The organism is Paenibacillus sp. JJ1683, from assembly GCF_053006485.1.
Genome location: NZ_CM129820.1, coordinates 1,939,283 through 1,962,390, shown reverse-complemented (window position 1 = coordinate 1,962,390; position 23,108 = coordinate 1,939,283). Strand labels below are relative to the sequence as shown.

The 23,108-nt window shown below is 42.7% G+C and carries 21 protein-coding genes and 1 tRNA gene; 4 read left to right on the top strand and 18 right to left on the bottom strand.

Annotated features, from left to right (window positions below):
• Window positions 1–6 precede the first annotated feature (6 nt).
• From ACUC6J_RS08555 to ACUC6J_RS08510, 10 genes are all read right to left on the bottom strand, one after another.
• Window positions 7–294: a Dabb family protein gene (locus ACUC6J_RS08555; protein ID WP_017425864.1), complete on the bottom strand. Its 288-nt coding sequence runs from the start codon at window positions 292–294 to the stop codon at window positions 7–9.
• Window positions 295–375: 81 nt separating this feature from the next.
• Window positions 376–801, bottom strand: coding sequence for a phage holin family protein (locus ACUC6J_RS08550; protein ID WP_447250066.1), 426 nt, complete (start codon window positions 799–801; stop codon window positions 376–378).
• A 332-nt stretch (window positions 802–1,133) separates the two neighbouring features.
• Window positions 1,134–2,270, bottom strand: coding sequence for a polysaccharide deacetylase family protein (locus ACUC6J_RS08545; protein WP_447250065.1), 1,137 nt, complete (start codon window positions 2,268–2,270; stop codon window positions 1,134–1,136).
• Window positions 2,271–2,724: 454 nt separating this feature from the next.
• Entirely contained in the window at window positions 2,725–3,015 is a 291-nt protein-coding gene (locus tag ACUC6J_RS08540) for a hypothetical protein (protein ID WP_257126850.1), read from the bottom strand.
• 36 nt (window positions 3,016–3,051) lie between these two features.
• Window positions 3,052–3,312, bottom strand: coding sequence for a hypothetical protein (locus ACUC6J_RS08535; RefSeq protein ID WP_257126849.1), 261 nt, complete (start codon window positions 3,310–3,312; stop codon window positions 3,052–3,054).
• Between the two features lie 290 nt (window positions 3,313–3,602).
• A complete protein-coding gene (locus ACUC6J_RS08530; RefSeq protein WP_447250064.1) occupies window positions 3,603–3,977 on the bottom strand; it encodes a YxiJ family protein in 375 nt (124 codons plus the stop codon).
• Between the two features lie 73 nt (window positions 3,978–4,050).
• Window positions 4,051–4,269, bottom strand: a complete 219-nt coding sequence (locus ACUC6J_RS08525) for a hypothetical protein (protein ID WP_257126847.1) — start codon at window positions 4,267–4,269, stop codon at window positions 4,051–4,053.
• 354 nt (window positions 4,270–4,623) lie between these two features.
• Window positions 4,624–5,079, bottom strand: a complete 456-nt coding sequence (locus tag ACUC6J_RS08520) for a hypothetical protein (RefSeq protein WP_257126846.1) — start codon at window positions 5,077–5,079, stop codon at window positions 4,624–4,626.
• A gap of 15 nt (window positions 5,080–5,094) precedes the next feature.
• A complete protein-coding gene (locus tag ACUC6J_RS08515; protein WP_447250063.1) occupies window positions 5,095–10,506 on the bottom strand; it encodes a polymorphic toxin-type HINT domain-containing protein in 5,412 nt (1,803 codons plus the stop codon).
• A 72-nt stretch (window positions 10,507–10,578) separates the two neighbouring features.
• Window positions 10,579–13,827, bottom strand: coding sequence for a hypothetical protein (locus ACUC6J_RS08510; RefSeq protein ID WP_447250062.1), 3,249 nt, complete (start codon window positions 13,825–13,827; stop codon window positions 10,579–10,581).
• Window positions 13,828–14,124: 297 nt separating this feature from the next.
• Between ACUC6J_RS08510 and ACUC6J_RS08505 the strand changes: the two genes are divergently transcribed.
• Window positions 14,125–14,709 carry a helix-turn-helix domain-containing protein gene (locus tag ACUC6J_RS08505; RefSeq protein ID WP_013370447.1) on the top strand — a complete coding sequence of 195 codons (585 nt, stop codon included), beginning with the start codon at window positions 14,125–14,127 and terminating at the stop codon, window positions 14,707–14,709.
• A gap of 200 nt (window positions 14,710–14,909) precedes the next feature.
• Here ACUC6J_RS08505 and ACUC6J_RS08500 read toward each other — a convergent pair whose 3' ends face one another.
• The 3 genes from ACUC6J_RS08500 to ACUC6J_RS08490 form a co-directional block, all read right to left on the bottom strand.
• Window positions 14,910–15,158 (bottom strand): hypothetical protein, encoded by a 249-nt coding sequence (locus ACUC6J_RS08500; RefSeq protein WP_016819689.1) that lies wholly within the window; start codon window positions 15,156–15,158, stop codon window positions 14,910–14,912.
• A gap of 264 nt (window positions 15,159–15,422) precedes the next feature.
• The gene (locus tag ACUC6J_RS08495) at window positions 15,423–16,508 is read right to left on the bottom strand and encodes a GntR family transcriptional regulator (RefSeq protein WP_045243912.1); all 1,086 of its coding nucleotides are present in this window, start codon (window positions 16,506–16,508) and stop codon (window positions 15,423–15,425) included.
• Between the two features lie 191 nt (window positions 16,509–16,699).
• Window positions 16,700–17,851: a sn-glycerol-1-phosphate dehydrogenase gene (locus ACUC6J_RS08490; protein WP_447250061.1), complete on the bottom strand. Its 1,152-nt coding sequence runs from the start codon at window positions 17,849–17,851 to the stop codon at window positions 16,700–16,702.
• A gap of 167 nt (window positions 17,852–18,018) precedes the next feature.
• Between ACUC6J_RS08490 and ACUC6J_RS08485 the strand changes: the two genes are divergently transcribed.
• Window positions 18,019–18,222: a hypothetical protein gene (locus ACUC6J_RS08485; protein ID WP_016819686.1), complete on the top strand. Its 204-nt coding sequence runs from the start codon at window positions 18,019–18,021 to the stop codon at window positions 18,220–18,222.
• Window positions 18,223–18,331: 109 nt separating this feature from the next.
• Here the strand turns inward: ACUC6J_RS08485 and fabV are convergent, their stop codons facing one another.
• Window positions 18,332–19,510 carry an enoyl-ACP reductase FabV gene (gene fabV / locus ACUC6J_RS08480; RefSeq protein WP_017425872.1) on the bottom strand — a complete coding sequence of 393 codons (1,179 nt, stop codon included), beginning with the start codon at window positions 19,508–19,510 and terminating at the stop codon, window positions 18,332–18,334.
• A 215-nt stretch (window positions 19,511–19,725) separates the two neighbouring features.
• The gene (locus tag ACUC6J_RS08475) at window positions 19,726–20,082 is read right to left on the bottom strand and encodes a winged helix-turn-helix transcriptional regulator (RefSeq protein ID WP_016819684.1); all 357 of its coding nucleotides are present in this window, start codon (window positions 20,080–20,082) and stop codon (window positions 19,726–19,728) included.
• A gap of 197 nt (window positions 20,083–20,279) precedes the next feature.
• Here ACUC6J_RS08475 and ACUC6J_RS08470 point away from each other — a divergent pair, with 197 nt between their 5' ends.
• The gene (locus ACUC6J_RS08470) at window positions 20,280–20,810 is read left to right on the top strand and encodes an NAD(P)H-dependent oxidoreductase (protein ID WP_045243914.1); all 531 of its coding nucleotides are present in this window, start codon (window positions 20,280–20,282) and stop codon (window positions 20,808–20,810) included.
• Between the two features lie 92 nt (window positions 20,811–20,902).
• Here ACUC6J_RS08470 and ACUC6J_RS08465 read toward each other — a convergent pair.
• Window positions 20,903–20,987 (bottom strand) — tRNA-Leu (locus ACUC6J_RS08465).
• Between the two features lie 374 nt (window positions 20,988–21,361).
• Between ACUC6J_RS08465 and ACUC6J_RS08460 the strand changes: the two genes are divergently transcribed.
• Window positions 21,362–21,796, top strand: coding sequence for an N-acetyltransferase (locus tag ACUC6J_RS08460; protein ID WP_045243915.1), 435 nt, complete (start codon window positions 21,362–21,364; stop codon window positions 21,794–21,796).
• A gap of 101 nt (window positions 21,797–21,897) precedes the next feature.
• On the opposite strand, the gene ACUC6J_RS08455 is transcribed toward ACUC6J_RS08460, so the two are convergent.
• Both ACUC6J_RS08455 and ACUC6J_RS08450 read right to left on the bottom strand, forming a co-directional pair.
• Window positions 21,898–22,407 (bottom strand): GNAT family N-acetyltransferase, encoded by a 510-nt coding sequence (locus ACUC6J_RS08455; RefSeq protein WP_045243916.1) that lies wholly within the window; start codon window positions 22,405–22,407, stop codon window positions 21,898–21,900.
• A gap of 71 nt (window positions 22,408–22,478) precedes the next feature.
• Window positions 22,479–22,994: a hypothetical protein gene (locus tag ACUC6J_RS08450; RefSeq protein WP_017425877.1), complete on the bottom strand. Its 516-nt coding sequence runs from the start codon at window positions 22,992–22,994 to the stop codon at window positions 22,479–22,481.
• Window positions 22,995–23,108: the final 114 nt, after the last annotated feature.

Sequence of the window (23,108 nt, the reverse complement as noted above, 5' to 3'; positions counted from 1 at the left end):
ACCGCTTTAGATTTCATAATCAACTGCGATAGATACATCCTTCACTTCATTCATGTGTACAATAATTTCCTGATGAACAGGGTGTACCTGATACGTTTGCAAGTCTTCCAGTGTTTCTACCACAGCGGTAAGGGAAATATCATAAGAACGTTCCGAACGAATCACATCCGTACCTACTTCAAGTGACAGCAGCTCCTTGATCTTGCCAGTCATGCTGCGCAAAATAGATGCCGTATGTTCAATGCTTTCAGGGGAGCGGTCTTTCAATTTGAACAAAACAATATGTTTAATCATGCGTATAGGCTCCTTATCTTAAAAATGTTCTCTTGAAAATTTTATCATAACGCCCCACATACGGAAAGAAACTTTGTAATCTTAGCGATCTTTTCCACCATTTTTACCATCAGACTCCTTGTCCTTTAGTAGGGCAAAAAAATTCTTAAGCTTCGGTGGCAGCGGCAGACCCATTCGTGAACAGTTTTCCGTAATCGAGATCAATTCGTTGGATAAATAAAAATACGTTGCCGCCCCCTTCATGATTTCCGTACCCATCAGAAGATCCATATGATGCGCCAAAGAAATCACCATGAGCATTAAAGCCTTTCTCGCCAACCCCCAAAAGCCAGCTTTACTGCTTAACCCTTGTCCAGTCTTCACGGCAGCAGCGACTCCAGTTACATAATCAACAGCCAGGGCAACCGTGAATAGCACCATAAGCTGATTCCAGCCGCCAAAGGCAAACGTAATAATGGCTCCTGCGGTGGCACAAATCATACTAAACATACTCGGATTAATATTCATACCTGCTCCTCCTCTCGGGGCGGTTATTGTAATATATGCAGCGACGTCGTCACCCGTAAAGTCATATGACCTGTGCATAGATATCAATTCATAGATTCATATAAAACAAGCTGTGAAATTCACCATTTCCGAGCAATACAATAAAAGCACCTTCAAAGCCCCTATAAAGGAGCGATAAAGGTGCCTTACTTATTTTTTGAGGGAATATAACAATTGTGCATCTACTTTATCCATGACGCTTGGTTTCTGCTTATCGTTTATATAAAAAAACAGGCTACCCCCTCTCAAAAAATTGAAGTAGGGCAGCCTGCTTTCCTTTCAAGTTTATTCTATTAACGGTGATCATTCCAAAAATTAAGCGGAGTCAGGTTATCATTCAACGGCTCGAACGAATATCCTTCTTTCTGCAAGGCCGCCATGATTTGTGGAAGCACCTTGATCGTAGATGGCTTATCATGCATAAGAACGACTGGTATTCTACCTTGCTTTTTCAGTCTCTTAATATCACTGAGGACCGTCTGTACAAAATGCTGCGGATTTTTAGTATAACGCCAATCATTGGAATCTATATTCCAGTCCCAAATATGATAACCTGCACCCGTCAGTTGATCACGGTATGCTTTCTTCAAATACGGTTTGCTGCCATAAGGTGTACGAATCAAAGAAGTGCGTTTTCCTGTGGCCTTAAATAAAATCTCATTATCCTGATTCATCTCTGCCAGTGCTGCTGCCGGGGATGCATAGATCTTTTTCACCTGATGCGTCATCCCATGCAGGCCCAAGCCATGCCCTGCGTCTACCATTCTCTTCATCACTGCGCTATGTTGGCGAATTTCAGGTCCCAGCATGAAGAACGTAGCCTTGGCATTATATTTGTCCAGAATATCCAGCAACTGCGACGTATGCGCCGTTGGACCATCATCAAAGCTCAAATAGATTGTACGGCTGGAAGGCTTGGCATTTCCCCTGCTGCCTGCATTGCTAGCTTTGCCTGGCTTAACAGCTGCATACTGTTTAATTTCTGCCGCAAATGTATTCAAGAACTGAGCATCAGACAAACTAGCGTTTGCATTCTGAATTCGATACACATTACTCGTAGGAATCGTAATAGTGAAGCCAAACGCATCGGTCAAAGTGCGGATTGGCAGCATCGTACGTCCTCCACGCTCAAACACATCACCCTTGTTCAAATCCAGCGTAAAGCTGCGATTATGCCCAGTCAGCACCAATGTATTTCCATTGGCCGAAGTAGAAATGCCCATTTTTTGCCCCAGTGTCACGATAGGAACATACAACTTATCATTTTCCATTACGGGCTTAATTGTATTCGAATCTAGCAACACATCATTGACCCCAAGTAAAGGAGCCTTCGCTTGTGCACTCGCTGTATTCGTATGTATACCCAGCAACCCCAAACAACAGATTGCCATCAAGCATACAGCCATCCATTTTACTTTTAAAAGCTTCATCATTACACCATCCTGTGCTGTATTTTATAATGTGCGGGAGCTATCTCTAGCTTGTCTATGAAGTTATACAGACATGACGATATAGACATGGCAATATAGACATTCACTCAACATATAGAACATAAACGCATCTCAATCGACTGAACCGGACGTCTTTTGGCCCCCTATACATATTAATAGATTAACAGACTATAGTAGGTAAATATAGTAAAACAATTTGAAAACAATCTCGCAATCCATCTTACCAAATAAGTTACAAAGTTGTGAATAAATCGACCGTATTTAGAAGAATAAAAGTGGAATGGATTGTATGCCTCCTCCTGTGTAGAAGCTATAAACCTCAAATGTCATAGTTATGTTACTAGATTTATAGAATTATACGGGGACGCAAAAAAGCACCTGAAATCACCATAAGGAATTTCAAGTGCTTTATAATTTTGTTTTAAATTACTCGTTATTTGGTTTCAGGAAAATTTCCCTTGATTGGTGGGGTAGAGTCCCAGCTTATCAGTTTAATATGGTACTTAGCAAGTAGTTCATTTGAATTGGAAAATTGAGTGTTAATAGTCCTTCCATCATTTTCAAAAACCCTTTCATCTTTTTTAATGATAAAGCCTTCTTGTTCAATAAATATAGAGTCAGCAGCAGTTTGCTTATACTCGTCAGTACTATCCAAATCACCCATATAGTACTCTGCAATCCCTAGATGATAGGATATTTCAGTTCTGCTATTGACTTCTAGCAACGGTAGTAATCTACCTCCGCTGGCTAATCTTTCCTTTCAATTACGATATTTGCCACGAGCTTCATTTGAACCAATGCCATCATATTCGCATATTAAAGTATCTTGAATTAACTTTCGTTGCCCGTTAATTTCATATTCCAAACGAAATGGAAATTCCCCATATATGATTTCAGGATGTGAAGGATTTGGTTCTAATTGAATCCCTATGAATATTAGAAGCCAAGGTAAAGCAATGAACGCTATGATTGCAAATGCCAACAACAACGGAATGCTTAGCAATGTTTTTTTCACTTTCATTTATACCTCTTCTCCTTCAAAGCATTTATTACGGAGTCCATTTTATGGTTTCTGACCATTTGCCAAGCTTTATATGCTTTAGAGTGCGTAAGTACTTATCACTAAAAACCATATTTACCTAGTGAAGGTACTGAAGGATTAAATGTAATGGCATTTTTATTATTTGCAACTGCATCTTACTTACAGCTATATTAGGGAAATATCATATGAAGGTATTCATTTAGCACTAGGTGGCGGTAAAAGAAAGACTTGAGAAAACCCTCAAGGTCTGCAAAGAATTTGATGTATAATTAAATGTGCATATAATCAATAATCAGCTTTCTTAATTTCTCATGCTTGTTGTATTCATTTTGAAAGTCGAGGTATTTCTCCAGACTTGATTCAAAAAAATGGTATCGAGGAAACCGTTCAAAAAAACTCTTATTCAACAAATTAATTTGCCTATTTGGTATTTTGTCAACGTTACCCTTCAAAATATAACTCGTCGTTCCAACAATCACAGTACAAAAGTCATTAAAGTCAGCGTTTAAACTTTCATCTTCAAGTAATACAAAATTCCTTTCAAAATCAACCATTATTTTGCTTGTTCCCTCATATGGAAAGGGATTCACCCTTATGAATTTATGCATGTCTAGTATTTTTAATAGAATCTCTTCTTTTTTCATACCCGAAGACCTCCAACTAGATAAATATATTAGGACTTACCAAAAGAAACTATCGTTCCATCCGGTGTGATATCTACATATTTTCCATTCTTTTTATAGCGAATTGTGCCTTCGATAGCTCCATCAACATAACTTTTTGTAGAACCTTTCTTGGCAGTTCTAGCGAAGCAGTTAATTCTTTATAAGCCAACTCTCTATTAGGGTTATTCTCATCCTTGGCGAGTACTTGATTTCCGACTTCAATGTCTTCGATATTTTTCTCTTCTTCGTTTGTTTGAACTTTAGTACCCACGGTAAAGCAATTACATTTCCGTGATTTTAATTTACCACTATACTTCCCACTACCAGTAGACTACCCACCTAAATTACCAATAATACCCATTATAAACATGCCAAGAACTTCGTCATCTGTCCACTTTTGGTATGCACTTAACAACTGATTTTTTGCTCTATAGCCCGCATACTGGGTCTTTTGTATACTTTCGCTTTCAATTCCAATGGATAGTTCATTTTTGTTGTCAAGGCAAAAACACCTTCAACATTTCTCCTCCCATCTTTCGACATGAGAGCAGCATTTTCTTGAAGGTGTTTTTAATTCGCTTCATACTATGGGGTCAGTCTCTGTTTCACTAGACGGTTTCTTAACTTAGACAAAAACAGGCTTAAGCCATAGTGATTTTAACGTATTATTGCGTAGTACTGAGATAGTGTCCTTTGCAAACTCCACCGCAGTTTCATCATTATCATATTTGGGATCTCCAATACACACCCACCCAGAACACTTGTCATAGAATGTTTTCCATGAATTTACATCAACAATTCTTTGGCATTCTCCAGATTCCATCTCAACACCGCTTACCAAAAGCAAGCCACCAAGCATAGCTGTAGGAACAACAAGTGGTTTTTCAATCCACACATCTAGAGGACTTAATCCCCATATTTGCCGAGCAAGTTTTGATTCAGTATCAAAAGTAATATTAAGATAGCCTACCAAGATAGAAAAATCAGCACTTAAAGAAGGGTCAAAATCGAAGGAGTTTTCATCCTTTACATAAATTACTTGTCCGTTATTCGCCTTTACCTTATCAGAATACTGAAACATAACCAAGACTTCCCCCTATTTCTTTTTCCTTGAATTAAATAAGAAATGCACTACAGAATTTTTATCAGCATCGATTACAAGTTCCCAAATCCCATTCTTACCTGCAAAAGTCCCTTCAACATCCCATCTCCACCCATTTTTCAATCCACCCGGGTCTTTAATAGGGTCTTTAAATTCCATAATTTCTTTCAATAATGATGTAGTTCCATTGGAATTCACGTAAGGACGAGACGATTTTCCGGCTTTTGTTAATTCGAAAAAGTGTTTTTCAGCAGTCTTAGACATTGTTAATTTTGAAGGGTCAACATCCCAACATTTATTATGTGTCCATATTCCAAGATTAGAAACAAAATAGGTATGAAAATCCTTTACCTTGAAATTATAAACTGTAGCCTCTCCCTTTTTGACTTTAATCTTTTCAATAGCCAATTTTTTGTCAGCAGAGGTTGTAAGAACATTCCCCACCACAAGGTGTCGTGCTTCCACCCATCCCTTGCCAACAATCCAAAATGGATGCTCATCAGTGGTTGTAATGACTTCGCCGCCAACAGTAATATTATAAGTTTTTTCAACATCACGTTGGAAGAGCCATTCAACTTCTTTGTAAGCCATCTCACCTGTTTCATCATCTTTGGCAAGGACCTTATCCCCGACTTTAATATCCTCAATCGGTTTTTCCCCTTCGTCTGTTTGAACCTTCGTACCTGCTGTAAAGCAATTACATTTACTTATAACATCTTTTACTGTTTTGCCCGTACTGGCGCTTTTGCCTTTAGTTACTTTAGCTATTGCAGGTCCTTCTACAAGAGAACCACTTACAAAACTTGCACACTGTACATCATAGTAGCAACCCATTACTGCATCAGATATACCTGATTTATCCCATTTAACACGAGCCGCGCCTTTAGGATACCATGTCCCCTGTTTCACCCCGGCAGCGTAAATAGACCGACCAAAATTAATAGAAATGGAATCTGGAATATAGTCTGCATTTTTACCTGAGCCACTGCAATATCCAGGGTGGGAATAATATTTCCCTCTAACCGTTGCTGTGCACCAGTTCCCGGTCGGGTCACTGTTTGTCAATGGATTATTATGCACATACGTATATCCATTCAAACTCAACGGTTCGTTTATCTCGCCCTGATACGTATCCTCGCCCATAAAACGGGCTGTACCCGGATCGTACCAGCGAGCCCGTAGGTACTGTAGCCCGGTCGTATCATCCCAATACTCACCAGCATAACGCAGCACATTCGGAACGGTCTCTTTGACCTTCTCCGGGCCGCCCCAGATATCGTAGCTGTAGCTATTCAGTTCCTTCCCCGAACTATCACTTAAGCCTACCACATCACCGTGACCGTTCAGCTGATAATATTGCAACTGTCCGCTTGCCTTGTCCTGTCTAGCCCACAGTTGACCGGACAAGTCATATACGTAAGCGTAGGTGATCTTGGCTGTTCCACCTTGGACTTCGGCCTCCGCAATCAGCTTCGCTTCTTCGTCATAGTAATACCGAGTCGTTTTGCCGCCCTCTGTACGCTCGTACAGTAGACCGTCTCCGTTATAGCTGTAACCTACCTCTTTGCCTTCACCGCTCACCTTTGTCAGACGGCTGGCAGAATCATACGTATATTCAGCATTTTTCATGCCGAACACTTTGCCACTGCCTTCAGCACTTCGGTTTCCATTCGGATCGTAGCCATAGGTCTTATTCTTTTCACCAGCGGCTTCGCTGGCAATACGGTTTGACGGGTCATATCCAAACTGGTCTGTTGTTCCGTTTTGTGTACGTCCGATGATGTTTTTATTCCCATCCCGCTCATAACCAAATTGGTGCAGCGCCGTACCGCCTTGTTCTACCGTAACCCCGGACAAATCCAGTCCGTTGTAGCTGAATCGCGTATTCAATCCTCTGCTTGAAGACTGACTTTTCAGCAACCCATTCGGAGCATACTCAAATGTCATACGATCCAATGATCCGCCCGCAGCAGCACTCGCTTCTCCCAAGCTCTGTACATTTGCCGCACCGGTCCCAGCGCTAATGTCCATTTGAGTAACTCGGCCCACACTGTCCAGCTTGGATTGAACATGCATAGACGTGCCAGCAGCATCTGTTAGCACATAGCCTGTACGAGACTGCTTGTTGTATTCATAGCTGATGTGCGTACCATCAGGGTACTTCAGCCCAGTCAACGACCCATCTGCTGGATCATAGGTATAGGTGGTCGTTCCCTGACCATCTGTCATGCTTTTTCTTCGTCCTGCGCTGTCATAGGTGTAATTGGTTTTAAAATCAGGACCTGCCGCTTCGGTAACTAATCCGTCAGCGTTATATTGAAAGGTAATGGCCTCCGATTTTCCTGTCAACATACGGGAGACGGTTCCATCCGTATCGTAAATATTTAACGTAGTTCCTCCGCTTGATTTCTCAAGTAACGTACGTCTGCCCAACTCATCATACGAATACACATTCTTTTGCCCATCAGGATACTGAACGGTCTTCAAATTTCCGGCCAGATCATACATATAGCTGACCTGCTGTCCGGATGGATCGGTAACCGAGGTCATTTGTCCCAGAGCATCGTAATCATAGAGCGTGCGTTGACCATTACCGTCTGTCCGGCTAGTAACCATACCCGCATAATTATAAGCTAACGATTCCAGCGGCTGAAATGATCCATTTTTAGCTTCTTGTGTGGAAGTCACACGACCTAAAGCATCTGATACTTCACGCACACGATAACCGGACGCATCCGTCTGAGTGACAGAACGATCCGCCGCGTTATACGTCACAGTATCTGTTGTTCCATCCGCATAGGTCGTCTTCACAGGTCGTCCAAAGGCATCATAGGCATAGCGAGTGGTTGCTTGTTCGGCATCCGTGCTTTCTACCATATCTCCATGATCATCATAACCATATCCGTAAATCGCATCACCCACCTGCTGCTGGAGTATCTGTCCGAATGGATTATACATTCTTTCAGCACTTACTCCATCTGGTCCTGTGACAGTGACATCATTCGCATCATCCTTGTACACCACGACGGTTTGAGTTCCATCTGGATAAGTAACCTTCGTTACACGTCCCAAAGCGTCATATACATAGGACTCTGTTTTGCGCTTGGCATCTGTTTGGGACTTGATTTCTCCAGTCGGATAGTAGTCATACGTATACTCAACACCTTTAGGCAAAAGCTGCCTTGTTGGGAGCTGTGAACCATATGGCGATTTATAATCAATAGAAACATCTGTATAGTTTCTGTCATCTATGAGAACTTTCTGACCGCTTACATTCCCTTTTGCATTGTAAAAAGTATAGGTATGTGATAAAAGCTTCCCTTGCTCTGTACCTTCGTAGTTTTTTAGTTCATACAATGCGCCCTCTGCTTTATAAGTTCGAACTGTCGTTCCAGTTTTTCCTTCACTTATTTTAGTAACCGTCTGGGAAGGTTGAACCCAGAAAAAAGGCTCACTAGAGGTTTTATACGTATGAACAGTCTCCAATCCGGTACTTTGGGATACTTTTAGTGGAAGACCATATTCATTGTAGTCATAAGAGGTGGTTACAGATTCTGACGAAGAACCTCCCTCCGTATAGGACTCTTGCATTTGCACAGGCAAATTCCAATCCATGGCCTCATTATAGGTGTAGTTTATATGATAGCCGGTAGAATCACCCTCTTGATCATAGCGGTTAAGAACAAGCTTGTCTGGTGTGTTATCTCCTCTAAAGACTTTACCAAAATGGAAGGTTTCTGTTGTACGTGTCCCTTTGGCAACCACCGTCCACTCAGCATTTTTTCCATAACTGGCTAGATCTTCTCCGGAATACACGAAATCAATTTTATTTAAGAAACGATCGCCGGCAGTTGTACTGTACATATCAGCGCGTGAAGCCACCTTGAACACGCCTTGTGTACCGTACACGCCTATCTGCTTGTTATAGGCTTCATAGCGAATGTCTGTAATCGATGAAGTAGGTCGTACAATTCGTGTAAGCAACGCGGTTTCATTGGGCTTTAGGGCTCCAGTCTTTCCTTCACCATCTATGACCACATTAAAAGGAGCATCCATGAATGTATAAGCATAGCTTGTGCTTCGGGAAAGAGAATCCAATACTTCTGACAGCACCTTGCTGCTTCCCTCACCACTTTGGCGATAGGTGTACTGATGGTCTGTGCCCTGCTCTTTAACAACAAGCTGCCCGGCATTGTAAGTGAAGTCAAGCTCTCTACCATCACTGTTTCGAATCGAACGAATAAGCTTTGCTCCACCAGAACTTGTATAATCAAATTCCACTCGATTCTTATACGCATCCTGGATCAAAATCAAATAACCATCCTGATCGAGATAATAGTCGTTTCCATTCAGTACTGATATTTTGTATGCACTGCTTACTCCCTGCACACTTACGCTTTGATCTGTACTGATCTTCAGATCTTTGTATGCATATCCTTCTAGCTGCAAATCATCTCTCAGTTCATAGGAGCCTGTTCCCGGAATATACAAATACCGTTTACCATCCTGTTTCTGTATATGAGGAAGATCCCATTTCCAGCCTCTCCCCAGGCCAGAAGCTGCTTCTTCCTCGCGGATGGCACTTGTGTTTGTATACAACCCTTCATTTTGCTGCACACCAATCTGATTATTTGCCAATGAACTGTTATACACACGAGTCAATGCAAAGGGCAATGACCCCGGCAGCACCAAGTCCGTATTTTGAACAACGAGCTGTCCTGAAACGGTGGACACACTGTTGTCACCGTAATCCATTCCATAACGCGACGTATCATCACTTAGCCTGCTTTGTGCAAGCGCCGCCTGATCAAAAGGAGCATACACATCTGCTGTAGCAGATACCTGAAACAAACTCTGTTTAAGTAAATCCTGCCCGATTAGTCCGTTTTCTCCTGGAGTCGGAGCATATACGGAATCATTTACTCGGGGTATAGATGGGATATCCATCTCAGTCGTGTCTGGAGCCGGCGCTTTACCCTCTTCCTTATCTAGTGGATGTTGAGTTAGCTTTTCATCCTGGGTGACCTGAGCGGGCTTTTCACCCTCCTTCAGCGCAGCCGACTCATCGGACGGCTCCACCTTTGCATTTGTACTCAATGTCAGTCCATTCTGCTGTACCCACAAGCTTGGACTTTGTTCTGGCAATGAATTTTCTCCACCATCTTTTTGCCATGCTTTATAAATATCATATAAAGTATAGCCTTTGGATAACTGTGCATTGACCCACGCCTGATCCTTACCTGTTTGCTGTGCAAGCCATGCTCTGGTAATAATCTGTGGAGTAGAAGACGTAGAAGACTGAGAAGCTGCTGCCTCCCTCTGCCCTTCTTCTCCATATGCCCATGTGCTCCATGGACCCAGCAACATCAGCACACATAGTAGACTACAAATATAACGTTTAAACACTCGCTCACCCCTATTAATAATGCCTATACATCTAATGATCTGTTATATTTTTTCGAAGCCAAGAGCATCCTTTTAATCTGTAAAAGGAAATACCTTTTTCGTCCGTTTTATGACGTTTCCGTTTAAATCATAATCCAATTGAATTTGGTCACCGGTGAATAAAATAACTTTATTCAGTCGGTTTCCTTTGCCGTATTCATATGAAGTGTCCTTGCCAAGCGCCATATGGGCTGCCTCAATTACGGTTTGTAATGCACCGCTATTAATTTCTGACAGCTTCACATAAACCGTTTGACCTGCCTTCATCTCATACTCTAAGACCGTGTAATCCCAACCATATATTTGTGCTTGCTCTGTTGAGGAGACAAGCTGGCTACTAAAATCAGGGTCTGTAAACAAGGCTACAATGGGCTGCTGCGCAGCAAAGTTGGATTTCTCCTTCACCGCGAAACGGTAAATCCCGTCTTCTTTGGGTGTAAAACGATATTTCCCTTGCTGACCTGCTGTAAAGTCAGCTTCCTTTTCTATGAGTTCAATGAGCTCATCCAGCTTGCTGTCATCGTTATTTTTTACAGCAAATACACGATAAGGTGCTCCAAAGTTAACAGCAGGAGTAGCGGCTGCTACGGCAAGATGAATATTTGCGTTAGCTGGCACTTGCTGCTGATTGTCTGTCGCCTCTTTATGCTCTCTAATCACTTTTCCAGCACGATCTGCAACAGTGAACTGATATGTTCCACCCGTTGCCTTTGCATTCGTCAAGACAGGTGCTTCCTGGCTCCCGCGATTGATCCATACTTCCTGCTTGCCACCAGATAAAGATGTTTTTAATAACGCTGGTTCTGTGCTTGGATCTGCTTTAATGTCATTGTTGAAATGAATGGTTACAGCTTGCGGTGAAGTAACGGTTACAACAAGCGTACCTCCTGCGCCAAGTGAGATTTCAGGTAAAGAAACACTCATACCTGCTCTATCCACCTTGGAATTCACACCGCTACCTTCTCCATACATGGCATAGTCATAGAGACGGCTTGTGTCTAAAGCATCTGTGGTTAATGAGGAAGCCTGTGAGCCAGTATTATGGAATACATAGCTTTCTCCCTGCTTGATGGTAACCTGATTGCCTGTTGGCACATCGGCAGCCTCAACATCGAATATTCCTAATACAGCTCCATAAGTAACTGGCACATCAGAAACAGTCGTTACAATGGCGTAGCCACCAGCCTGTACTAATGGTAATTGAGTCGTATCATTAGCTTGGCTGTATACAGTCCCATCTGCCTTATAATTAATGTAATTCCATTTCATACCGCTGACTGAAATGACGTCCAGGGCTTTGTCCAAAGTGCTAACGTTTATAAATTTTCGGCTTTCACCGCGTTTCAATGTAATTCGATGGAAGGCTGCCTGCCCGCTGAGCAAAGCCTCCACCTTATTGCTATAGGTAAAGGTTATTGGCCGATCGGATACATTGGTGACAATGGCTTTACCGCCAGCGACAATCTCTGGATCCACTGTATTGTTGAAATGATCTGATGTCAGTAATCGAAGTACTTTATAACTTGCAGCATCAAAGCGTGCATTGCCACTGCTTTTGTCATGCCGCAATGAATTCGATTGACTGTCATGATTACGGAACTCATATGAATCTCCCGGCTCCAATGTCGTTTTCCCGATACCATCGTCATCTTCGCTGACCTTAAAGCTCCGATAGATTCCACCAAAAGTGATTGACGTGTCACTAGTTACCGTCACGCTGGCCTTTTTACCTGCACCAACCAAAAAGGTTGATTTCCCGGTACTGCGCCTGGATTGCTCTGTACCATCTGCTTTATACAGGACCACATCAAATTTCCCTTTAATGGTACTGGCTGTGTTGTGCAGATTCCTCAAATGATCGCTAATATTAGTGAAAGCATAACTTTCACCTTTCGACAGTGTTACGCGTAAAAAAGCAGGATCATCGCTGATTTCCCAAGAAAAATCATCCGTATAGTCAAAGATAATGGGACTTGGACCGATCACAGTCACAATGGCATATCCCGAAGGCGGGATCATGGGACCAGACTGGCTGTTAAAACCCGAGGAATTTACCGTTCCATCCGGCTTGTAAATAGCATAGTCGAACAAGCTTCCTACCTTTTTGGAGTTATTGTAGATCGGATTCATTAGTGTACCGTTATTATGGAAAATGTAGCTCTTGCCCACCTCAAGCTCTACACGGCTGATGGCATCTCCGCCCACTGGACGGGCAATAAAATTGCGATACGGGGCCCCGTATGTCACCGGGTTTGCAGTGACCTGGGTAATTACCGCATATCTGTCCACAGCAATCTGCGGCTTCGCCGTAGTGCTACTGCCGCGTGAAGCCTCTGTTCCGTTTGCCAGATAAACAACATAGTCAAGTTTATCTTTAGATGTACCATCACTTTCCACCGTATCCAATCGTGTTCCCACATTGATAAACTGGTAGCTTTCCCCCTGATTTAAGGTAACCCGCGCATAAGCCGGCTCACCGGTGCTTTCTATAGTGTATTTGCCGTATGGAAATCCGAAGGTCACCGCATTGGCAGTGGAGCCTGTAATAATCAGTTCCTCGCCATCTGCCAAAGTAGGGTGAGCAATACTATTAAGGGCGGAAGCGGATAAGGTTCCGTCTGCCTTGTATTTTGCGTAATCAAAACGGCGATTGTCTGTATTTGACCCATCATGCTGAATGGAACGGGCTGTCCATCCTTCATTCACAATCCGGTAGCTTTCATTCTTAGAGAGCGTAACTCGCTCTAATGCTGGGTCCTCCGATGTACTGTAGGTGAAGACGTCTGTTACTTTTACAGTTAATGCTGCTGTCCCTGTATTCGTAATAAACGCTGTACCTCCCCCAGGAACACCAATGGGGCTTGTGCCATAGTCCATATGGACAGTGCTAATATCTCCGTCCTCTTTGTAGCTCACACTATCGTACAGAATACCTTTTGACTGAGAAGCGTTGCTGTATATAGATTTACTAACTGTATCTGTATTCTGAAATTCATAACTTTCTCCAGGGTCGATAACGATTGACGTATACTCCACCGCTGCCAAACTCATCATGAGTGCATTATACACGCTGTTTGTCGCAGAAGTTGGCGGCTCAAAAGAAACTGTTTCATTCGTGAGCCCCTGTTCCTTCTGTACCAAATCTGCTTGATCCGCATGATTTAGTTGCATTCCGTCCTTTAAATCTTGTTTTTCCGCTCCTGCCACACTAGGCAAGCACAGCAAAGTGTTCGTTGCCAAAAGTGCCGTCAGAAACCATATCATTACCTTTTTACAAATCATCTAGCTGTATAACCTCCCTTTTTCTCGTCAAAAAAATTGCATGTTGGGCTGTAAAAAACCACTTTTCTCTCTGTACAACCTTACAATCATAAGAGAAGAACATATTACCTCCATTTCCATAAAAAATGTCACATTTTAATATATCGACACCTTAAACTTCCATTTTTATAGGCCAAATGGACCTTATTTTCCATAAACCGGTTAAGCCCATGGGATTAAAAGAAAATCAGGAGAAGAGTCACTTGCAAAGCCCCCTTCGGGTATAGTAGTATGTGTTTAAAAAAAATCGGAGGGTATATGCCTAAACAACAAGACAAACATTCCATTCAGGCGTGGTCTCTGATCAATCGCAAATATTTGGGAAAAGGCGTGCGTGTCAAACGTTTTCGCAAACCAACACGCTGTCAAGTACGCAATCGCGTTTTGCTTGCCGTTTTGATGGCTAATGACATTAAACTGTCCCAACTTGCCGAGGAGCTTTCCATCTCCTCTCGCAGCGTCAGCGCGTGGGTATATGAAGGTCGCATTCCCGGCAACACTAATCTGGAAAAGACGTGTAATACACTTGGTTATCCGCACCATATTCTATTTAATGAAGAGGTTGTCCGGCGTTCACCGCTCATTTGTCAACCATCACCGTCCCGTTTCATGAAACGGACTGTAACTCGTTCTCCAGTTAAAAACCGGATTTTGGCGGGTTTGTGCATGGTACATGATATTTCGGTGACTGATGTCAGTCATTGGATTGGCGTTCACCCGGGTACATTTCGGAAATGGTTGCATCAGGGTACCGTTCCTTCGCAAACCTTCCAGGATCAGGCGGAACAGTTTTTCCGTATTCCAAAATCCATTTTGTTTGCTGATGCCATGCTGAAAAAGTAACAATGTCCTTTAAAACGAAACGATTGAAATTTTCATGAAAGTCTTTGAAAGGAACGCATTACCATCTTTCATTCAATGAGACTTTCACATCATGTGATTTACAGAATATAAAAGCAAAAAAGCACAGTCTGCCGATTCTGGCGTACTGTGCTTTTTAGATAGCAAAATTTAAATGCTTCTTGCTTATAATTTGTAACTTCTTAGGAATGAGTGCTTGCCGCTTCAGTTGAACGTCCAGCTTCTGCCTTGGTGGCCTTCAGCCTTTTCATAACCGGGTTGCCCCCACATCCAAAGTAGTCGTGAAGACGGCTGTATTCCTCATAGAGCTTATTATAGATGTCCACGTTCTCAGGGATTGGCTTGAAGCTCTCATCACGCATACGTGCCATATGACGCGCTGTTTCGGCGATTGTCATATCCTCCGCCCCAACTTCAGCTCCCATAGCCATGGCTGCCAGTTGACCTCCCAAACGTCCTTATTTAATGTTTCAAACATACATAGGTCACTCTTCTTACTTTCATTTCTGGCACCACTCTCATCGCACACTTGTACGTACAACTAACTAATCAACCTTTTTTATATATCTTTTTGATAGATTTATGTACACATTTTCAAAATGTATAGAAAAACAGCCCCTTTTCTGCAATCCAGAAAACAGGCTGCTCCGTGTATCCAGTAACATACCATCAACTTAAAATTAACTAAATATTTCCTAAGCTGGCCCCGTGGATTCGCGTACAATTAACTCTGGGGGTATAATCCATTGACGCTCTTCTTCACGATATCCCTTTTCTTCAATCATCGATAGCATGGTATCGGCGGCACGTAACCCCAATTCTTCCTTGGGGTGCCGAATGGTTGTAAGTTTGACTTCCGTGGCTGTCGCCAAAAATGAATCATCAAACCCAACCAGTGACAGATCCTGGGGAATACTGAGGCCCGCCGAACGTACAATATCCAGTAGCCGCACCGCCAATTCATCATTATAGGTCACCCATCCAGTCGGACGTTCCCCTGTCTCCATCGCCAACAGCTGTGATGCGCGTTGTAACGGAAGCTCATTTTTTTCTTCAGTCCGGTACGTCGTTACTGCGTTTGGATGTAACGTCACTCCATATTTACGGTGAGCGGCTACAAATCCCTTCATCCGCAGAATTCCTTGCATATCATCGGTTTTGAAAAATCCGGCCAATCGCCGGTGCCCCAGCTTGATCAAATGCTCTGCCGCCAAAAAACCACCCTTTTCATCATCCAAACGCAAACAAGGTGCATCCATCTCCTCATAACGCGCATTGATCATTAAATAAGGGATTTGGCGATTCTCCACGGTTAAATAATAGTTCAAATTGGGATTACGTTCCCCGCTTTTGGTCGGCTCAATAATAATTCCGCTCAGTGGTTGACTCAGCAGCATTTCCAAGCACTGACGTTCTTGTTCAGGGTCATTGCCTGTGCTTGATAGCAGCAGCTTGTAGCCCTGCCGGCTTAGCTTGGATTCAATTCCCTGTACAATGGATGGAAAAATATAATCCGATATATAAGTTGTCACAACTCCAATCGTCCTTGGATTTTCAGGCTGCTTATGATCCCGTACCGCGACAAAGGTTCCTTTGCCCTGTATGCGAAGCAGCCAACCTTCCTGTACCAGCTCACCCAGCGCCTGACGCACCGTTTGCCGACTAACTGCAAATTGTTCAGACATTTCATGTTCAGAAGGAAGCTGGCTTTGCGGCTCCAGTCTAGATGAATGAATCCATGATAAAATCTCCTGTTTAACTTGTATATATTTGGGCGCCATAATGTCCTCCGTACTTGCCATATCATGTACCTATTCGTATTCCGATTATAGCATATCGTCCATTTGTACATACAAATGTAACAAGAGCAGGTTATTGTTGTATAGCTGCCGGAGGCGTAAACCCATTCACAAATCCCTTCCTCATGCTTAAACTGAGTATCTAAAGGACTCTAGTGTAGGTGTAACACACATTACGAACGAAGCAACTGGTGTTCATTCATATACTTGAGTCCGGTATAGCGATCACGCAAAGTATGTGCCGTGCGCAAAGCACGAGCAAGTTGTTCCTGTGTAACCCCCAGCTCGGCAATGGTAGACGGACCTCCCACCTGAGCTAGCCATGCACGCATCTGTTCCGACGTAGGCAAAGTCCGATATACTTCAAAAGCCTCCACATCCTGATTGGCAGCCAATTCCCTATACATGTCAGACAGCAAAGCGGAGGCAACGCCCACCTTGGCACCATGCAAAACTTGCTTGCGCCCCTCTGCAATAAAATCCATTTCAATTCGGTGAGAAATATGATGCTCTCCCCCTGAGGCAGGACGGGAATGATCAATCATCAACATCGAAATACCGGATGCAATCAGCGCATTCATCAACACCTCGACCCCTGCCTTACTGCCGGCCGCGATCTCATCGACATGCTCTACACAAGCACGTAAAGCCTCCTCGGTAATTCGATTAGCTACAGGTGAATATGGCTCGTTTCCCAAATCTCTGGACACATGCCAGTCTGCTAATGAGGTGAACTTACCGAGCATATCGCCAAAACCCGCGGCAGTCATCACTTGAGGGGCACTTGCCAGTACGGACAAGTCAGCGAAGATCGCCTCCGGCGGAACGGCTTGGAACGTCTGCTTGCTGCCATCCACAATTAATGGGGCCCCAGCTGAGGTAAAACCATCTACAGATGCAGCCGTTGGGACTGACAAGAACGGACGATTCATTTTATAGCACACAAAGCGAACCAGATCATGAATCGTACCTGACCCTACAGCAAGCACAGCCTGACTTTGATCCGCCACACCCAGAAAAACCTTCATGATATAAGTTTCATCAGCAATAACATCCCCTACCGCATTCGGAGGCAGCCGAACTACATCAACTGTCAAACCTGCTTCACGGATTAAATCAGCTACTTTCTTCCCTGCTGCCGCTGAAGTATGCTCATCCTCTACTAGAGTAACATGCTTATAATTCTGTTGATTCAAATAAGAAGCAATGGATTCAAGTGCTCCATCCCGTACCTCGATAAACAATTCAACCTTTCGGTGAGGATGATCAGTGTTACTAGCCTGCGCCTCTTCGTTCCACAGCTTAATCTGCTCATTCATATTCATTTCATCAGCCTCCTGAAAAAGGAATAATTTGTACAAGAATGATCCATACTAATAATAGATTCCGTTTGAAAACGATTACTATTTAATTGTACGCACAAGTGTGGGTACAAGTCCAGAAAAAACGTACAAGTTACGATTCAATTCAACCATTTGAAAGGAACAAGATTATGAAATTTGGAACAGATATTGCCTGTGCGCTCGGTTTACTGGCAGGTACAACGTTTGGCAGTGGGGTTGCTTTTTTGTTCGGCTGGCAAGCTTATCGTGCACTGACTTCTGTCACGGTTTTTGGCATTGCAGGGATTATCATTACCATTGCCGTTTTTCGCTTGCTGCACCGAAAGTCGCTTTCTACGTCCAATTCTCAATGAATTCTGTTGAAAGCCAGACCATTTTAATTTGACTGCATACATAAAAAAACGGGCCTCACAAGCCATTTGCAGCTTGAGAGTACCCGTTTTTGGTTTAGCACATTTTCACCTAAGTTGTGTGAACTTCTGGATCAACGTCCAATTCATAATCAATTTCATCAAAACCGAATCCAAACAATTGAAGGAAATCCAGACGATATTGCTCAAGATCACCCAGTTCGGATACGTTTTCGGTAGTGATCTCAGACCAAGCCGCTTTAACAGCTTGCTGTACATCCTCTCTCATTTCCCAGTTGTCCAGACGAATGCGTCCTTCATCGTCTGTTTCCACAGTGGATCCACTGTATAATGCCTCGAACAGACGTTGCGCCTGCTCAATACAACCCTCGTGCAGTCCCTTTTCTTTCATGACCTTAAACAGTAAGGAAATATACAGAGGCACAACAGGTATAGCCGAACTGGATTGTGTAACCAAAGCTTTATTCACTGAAACGTAGGCCTTCCCACGATAACGCTCCAGTTGCTTTGTTAACGTATGTGCTGTGGCTTCCAAATCATTTTTAGCTTGGCCAATGGTTCCTTTACGATAAATAGCCTCCGTAATCTCAGGACCAATATACGAGTAAGCCAGTGTGGTTACCCCTTCAGCCAGCAGGTCGGCTTCTTCCAACGCTTTTAACCACAGGGACCAATCCTCGCCACCCATGACCGTGATGGTGTTATCAATCTCCTCCTGCGTTGCTGGTTCAAGCGTAATTTCCGACACAACACCTGTGTTCGTATTCACCGTTTTATTCGTAAACGGCTGTCCAATGGGCTTGAGAACGGAATTAAAGGTTTCTCCCGTATCAGGATGTGTCCGTCGCGGTGAGGCGACACTATATACAATCAGGTCTACCTTGCCCAGCTTTTCTTTGACCAGCTTCAACGTCTCCTGCTTAATTTCATGGGAAAAAGCATCTCCATTAATGCTCTCCGCTATGTAGCCAGCCGCTCTGGCTGCTCTTTCAAAGGCCACTGTATTGTACCAGCCTGCCGAAGCCGTGCGCCCCTCTGAAGCAGGACGTTCAAAGGATACTCCTACGGTGTCAGCTCCCATACCGAAGCTCGCAGCAATGCGGGAAGCCAGTCCATAACCTGTGGATGCTCCGATCACAAGTACCTTTTTAGCTCCTTGTAATCCCGTGCTGTCTTTGATGTAGTCGATTTGACGATTAACGTGAGCCGCACATCCTGCAGGATGCGCAGTCGTACATATGAAACCACGAATTTTCGGTTTAATAATCATTGCAAGGGTCCCCCTACTTTGGCATTCATTTAATATTGATGGAATGGTTGTCCAGTCATAACTATATTACAAATCAGCTTGCGGCTCAACATATAACATAGTCTTGAAGGTAAGTGATCAAATACTATGATACAGATATCCCCGAGCTGCGACTCTACGCCAAAAAGAAAATCGCCGTAAACATCATAGTCTACAGCGCTCTTTTACTCCAATATTCATTTGGACTTATTTTCTAGCAATATCACATCTTCTCCTTGCTCTCGTCTTATTTTGATATTAGTCCTTCCCCAGGTACACATTAAATCAATAATTTCATTTGCTGTAATTCCATACTCCGTTATATAATACTCCACTTTTGGAGGCATTTGATTATACACATGTCTGCCTATGATTCCATCCTTCTCAAGTTCACGAAGTTGCTGTATAAGAACCTTTTGAGAAATGCCTGCAATACTACGCTGTAATTCACTGGTCCTCTTTCTACCAGACATTAATAAGCATATGATTAAGGATTTCCACTTACCTCCGATGATCTCCAGTGTTGCTTCTATGCCTAAATTATATTGTTTCATACGACCACCTCTTCGAGACTAAAATAACTAAGTTTATCGAATTCATTTTATAATCACATATCTTCATTCTAAGTACCATGCACACTTTCAAGTAACTATATTACTTTATTGTGTGTATTTACTTTTTTTATAGCTTACAGAATAATAGTACGTATCCACAAAAAGCAAATGATGCGATGTAAGAAAGGTGATTTATAATGAAGACTCTCGTGATTTTAGCACATCCGAATATTGAAGATTCCAGAGTAAATCAAAGATGGAAACAAGAATTACTTCAATATACCAATGATTTGACAATTCATGAAATTTATAAAGAGTATCCCAACTGGAACATTGATGTTTTGAAAGAACAAAAGTTACTTGAAGTACACAGCAATATCATATTTCAGTTCCCTTTATACTGGTATAGTTACCCTCCTTTATTAAAAAAGTGGTTTGATGATGTTTTTGCCCATGGATGGGCTTATGGTTCAAAAGGTGATAAGTTAAAAGGAAAGAAGCTAGGGATCGCCATGTCGATTGGCGATAAAAAAGAAAACTACTTATCTACGGGTTCCGTTACATTTACGGTAGATGAAGTTATAGCCCCTTTTAAAGCAAGCGCAGTACATGTGGGCGCCGTAACATTACCCTATTTCGCTGTCTTCGGAGCCTCGTTTCAAGCAAGTGATGAAGACATTAACCAGAGTGCAAAAGATTATATTAAATATATATTCCAGCATAAATAAAATGGCTGTTTAATAGCACGCATCTTAACCATATAAAAACAGGCTCTTGGAGGCATTCAGCCAATCCAAGAACCTGTAATTGTTAGGTATAATGCGGTCGAGAGGACTCGAACCTCCACGGGGGGTTAGCCCACACGGACCTGAACCGTGCGCGTCTGCCAATTCCGCCACGACCGCATACTATGTATTGATGGCGATACTTTAATCACCGTAATTAAGATTATATCTTGAATAGAGCTTAAAAGCAAGCAGATTTATATTATATTTTCTATGAATAATGCTAGTAAATATAAGAAAATCACTGGATATCACCAACCAGATATGGTAAGATGAACGCATCAGGAAAGGAGGTGCGTCAACATCAATAATCATATGTTGAGCGTATCCCTTACCCGGTCCGTTATTCTCTAATTTGCAGAGTTGACGGAGGCGCGGGATACGGATCAAGGCTTTAATTAAGCGCCACGGGTAGAAAGACCGTCCACGGACGGTCTTTTTTATTTCAACATCATACTCTACTACAGATACATATTGTGAAAAGAGGCGTTACAATGTCGATTAGACCTGCGAAAGTAGAAGAATTAAAGGAACTGGTAGCCATCTGGCTGGATGCTTCTATAGAAGCCCATCATTTTATTGCTCCGCAGTATTGGACATCTCAAGCTGCCGAGATGGAGAACAAATACCTTCCCCTCGCTCAAAACTACGTTATCATACAAGATGATCATACGATTGGCGGCTTTGTTTCCATGTTGGATGGATACTTGGCTGCTCTGTTTATACGTGTTGACTCTCAAAGAAAAGGCTATGGCAAGTTACTATTAGATGGGGTTAAGCAACAGCATGAGGAAATTCAATTAAAGGTGTATCAGTCAAACACGAAAGCATTTAACTTTTATACTAAAAATGGATTTACCATTCAAGCAGAGTCAGTGGATGCCGAGACTGGTGAGAAGGAATTTGTGATGGTATGGACAAAACATTAACAACAATGAAGCACATCTAGCTTTTTAGAGCAAAGGCCCCACTCCCGTACCCATACGGAACAAGCAGAGCCTTTTACTTTTATCTACTACTGTCTAGTCTCTTATTTAAGCCCATAAACCTCGGTATATAAAATCTCTTTAAACGGAGTAAATTCCTGTTCAGACAGCGCACCTGGATAGCTCATAATTTGAAGCCGCAGATCCGTCTGTCCTTCTCTTAGAGGGGGCTGTACATATTCAAAATGGTTCAGATGGAATCCCAATCGTTCGTAAAAACCAATTCTTCTCCGTGACCATTCATCCACTGGCGGCTCAACCTCCAGCACTACCGGTTGGTTAGACTGTGAGATAAATCTACCCATAAGCTTTTGGCCTAATCCGCCACCTCGTATACGGGAATCTACCGCAATATGCTCTACAAACCGAAAATGCGCGAATTCCCAACCTGCCAAAAAAGCCACTATGTTCCCCTGCTCATTTTTTTCAGTGATAATACGATAGCTAGGATGCTTCAATAAAGCCTTTTGAGCCTCAAACGTCCTGCATTCTGATGCTGGAAAAGAAGATTCCATAATCGCATATATTTCAGAAAAATCGTGTTCATTTATCATATATCCCTAGCTCCTTTACCTCTACATCCCCCCAACGACACAGCCTGTCTTTCATTAAGAGAAAGAGGGGGTTAGACCTTGTTTAATTCCATAAGCGTCAGCAACACGTGTTCCAACAACTCTGAAATATCCTCCATCTGATCTTCGTTGATTTGCCTGGAAAATCGGAGTTCAATCCTGTTTTGGTATGTAGACGTCTTCTCTCCGTAAATCTGACTTAACGTTTGTACTGGTCGAAGTTCGGGCTTCCAAATGTCGGTCAGTATATTTTCAATCTGGCTGCATTGTGTCTCCATCTCTCGAATCTTCATATCAAAATACAGCAACAAGCTACATCCCGGAGTTTGATCTTCCATTTCCAATATTTCTGCAGCCAGGTTGTTTAAATCCATCTTTAGTTGAAGCTCTGCCGTCACACCCGGCTGTTCTCTCAGGCTGAACTGTACGCCAAATTCACGGGACATTACCGACATCTCCAACCTATCGGTCCGCTGTGTAATGTTAATACGAGAATCCAGATTATCCAGATCGTAAACCGCATTTTCTATAGCTACTTTTAAATTATCAAAAACGGTCGGGTCGAACATGTGCAATTCACCTCTGCCTATCGTTACAATTTATTATCCAAGTCATGCCTAAGTATGTTCCTAATCTAAAGAGTATACCATATATATTTTCCTCCAAGAAACCTAACCTTTAAA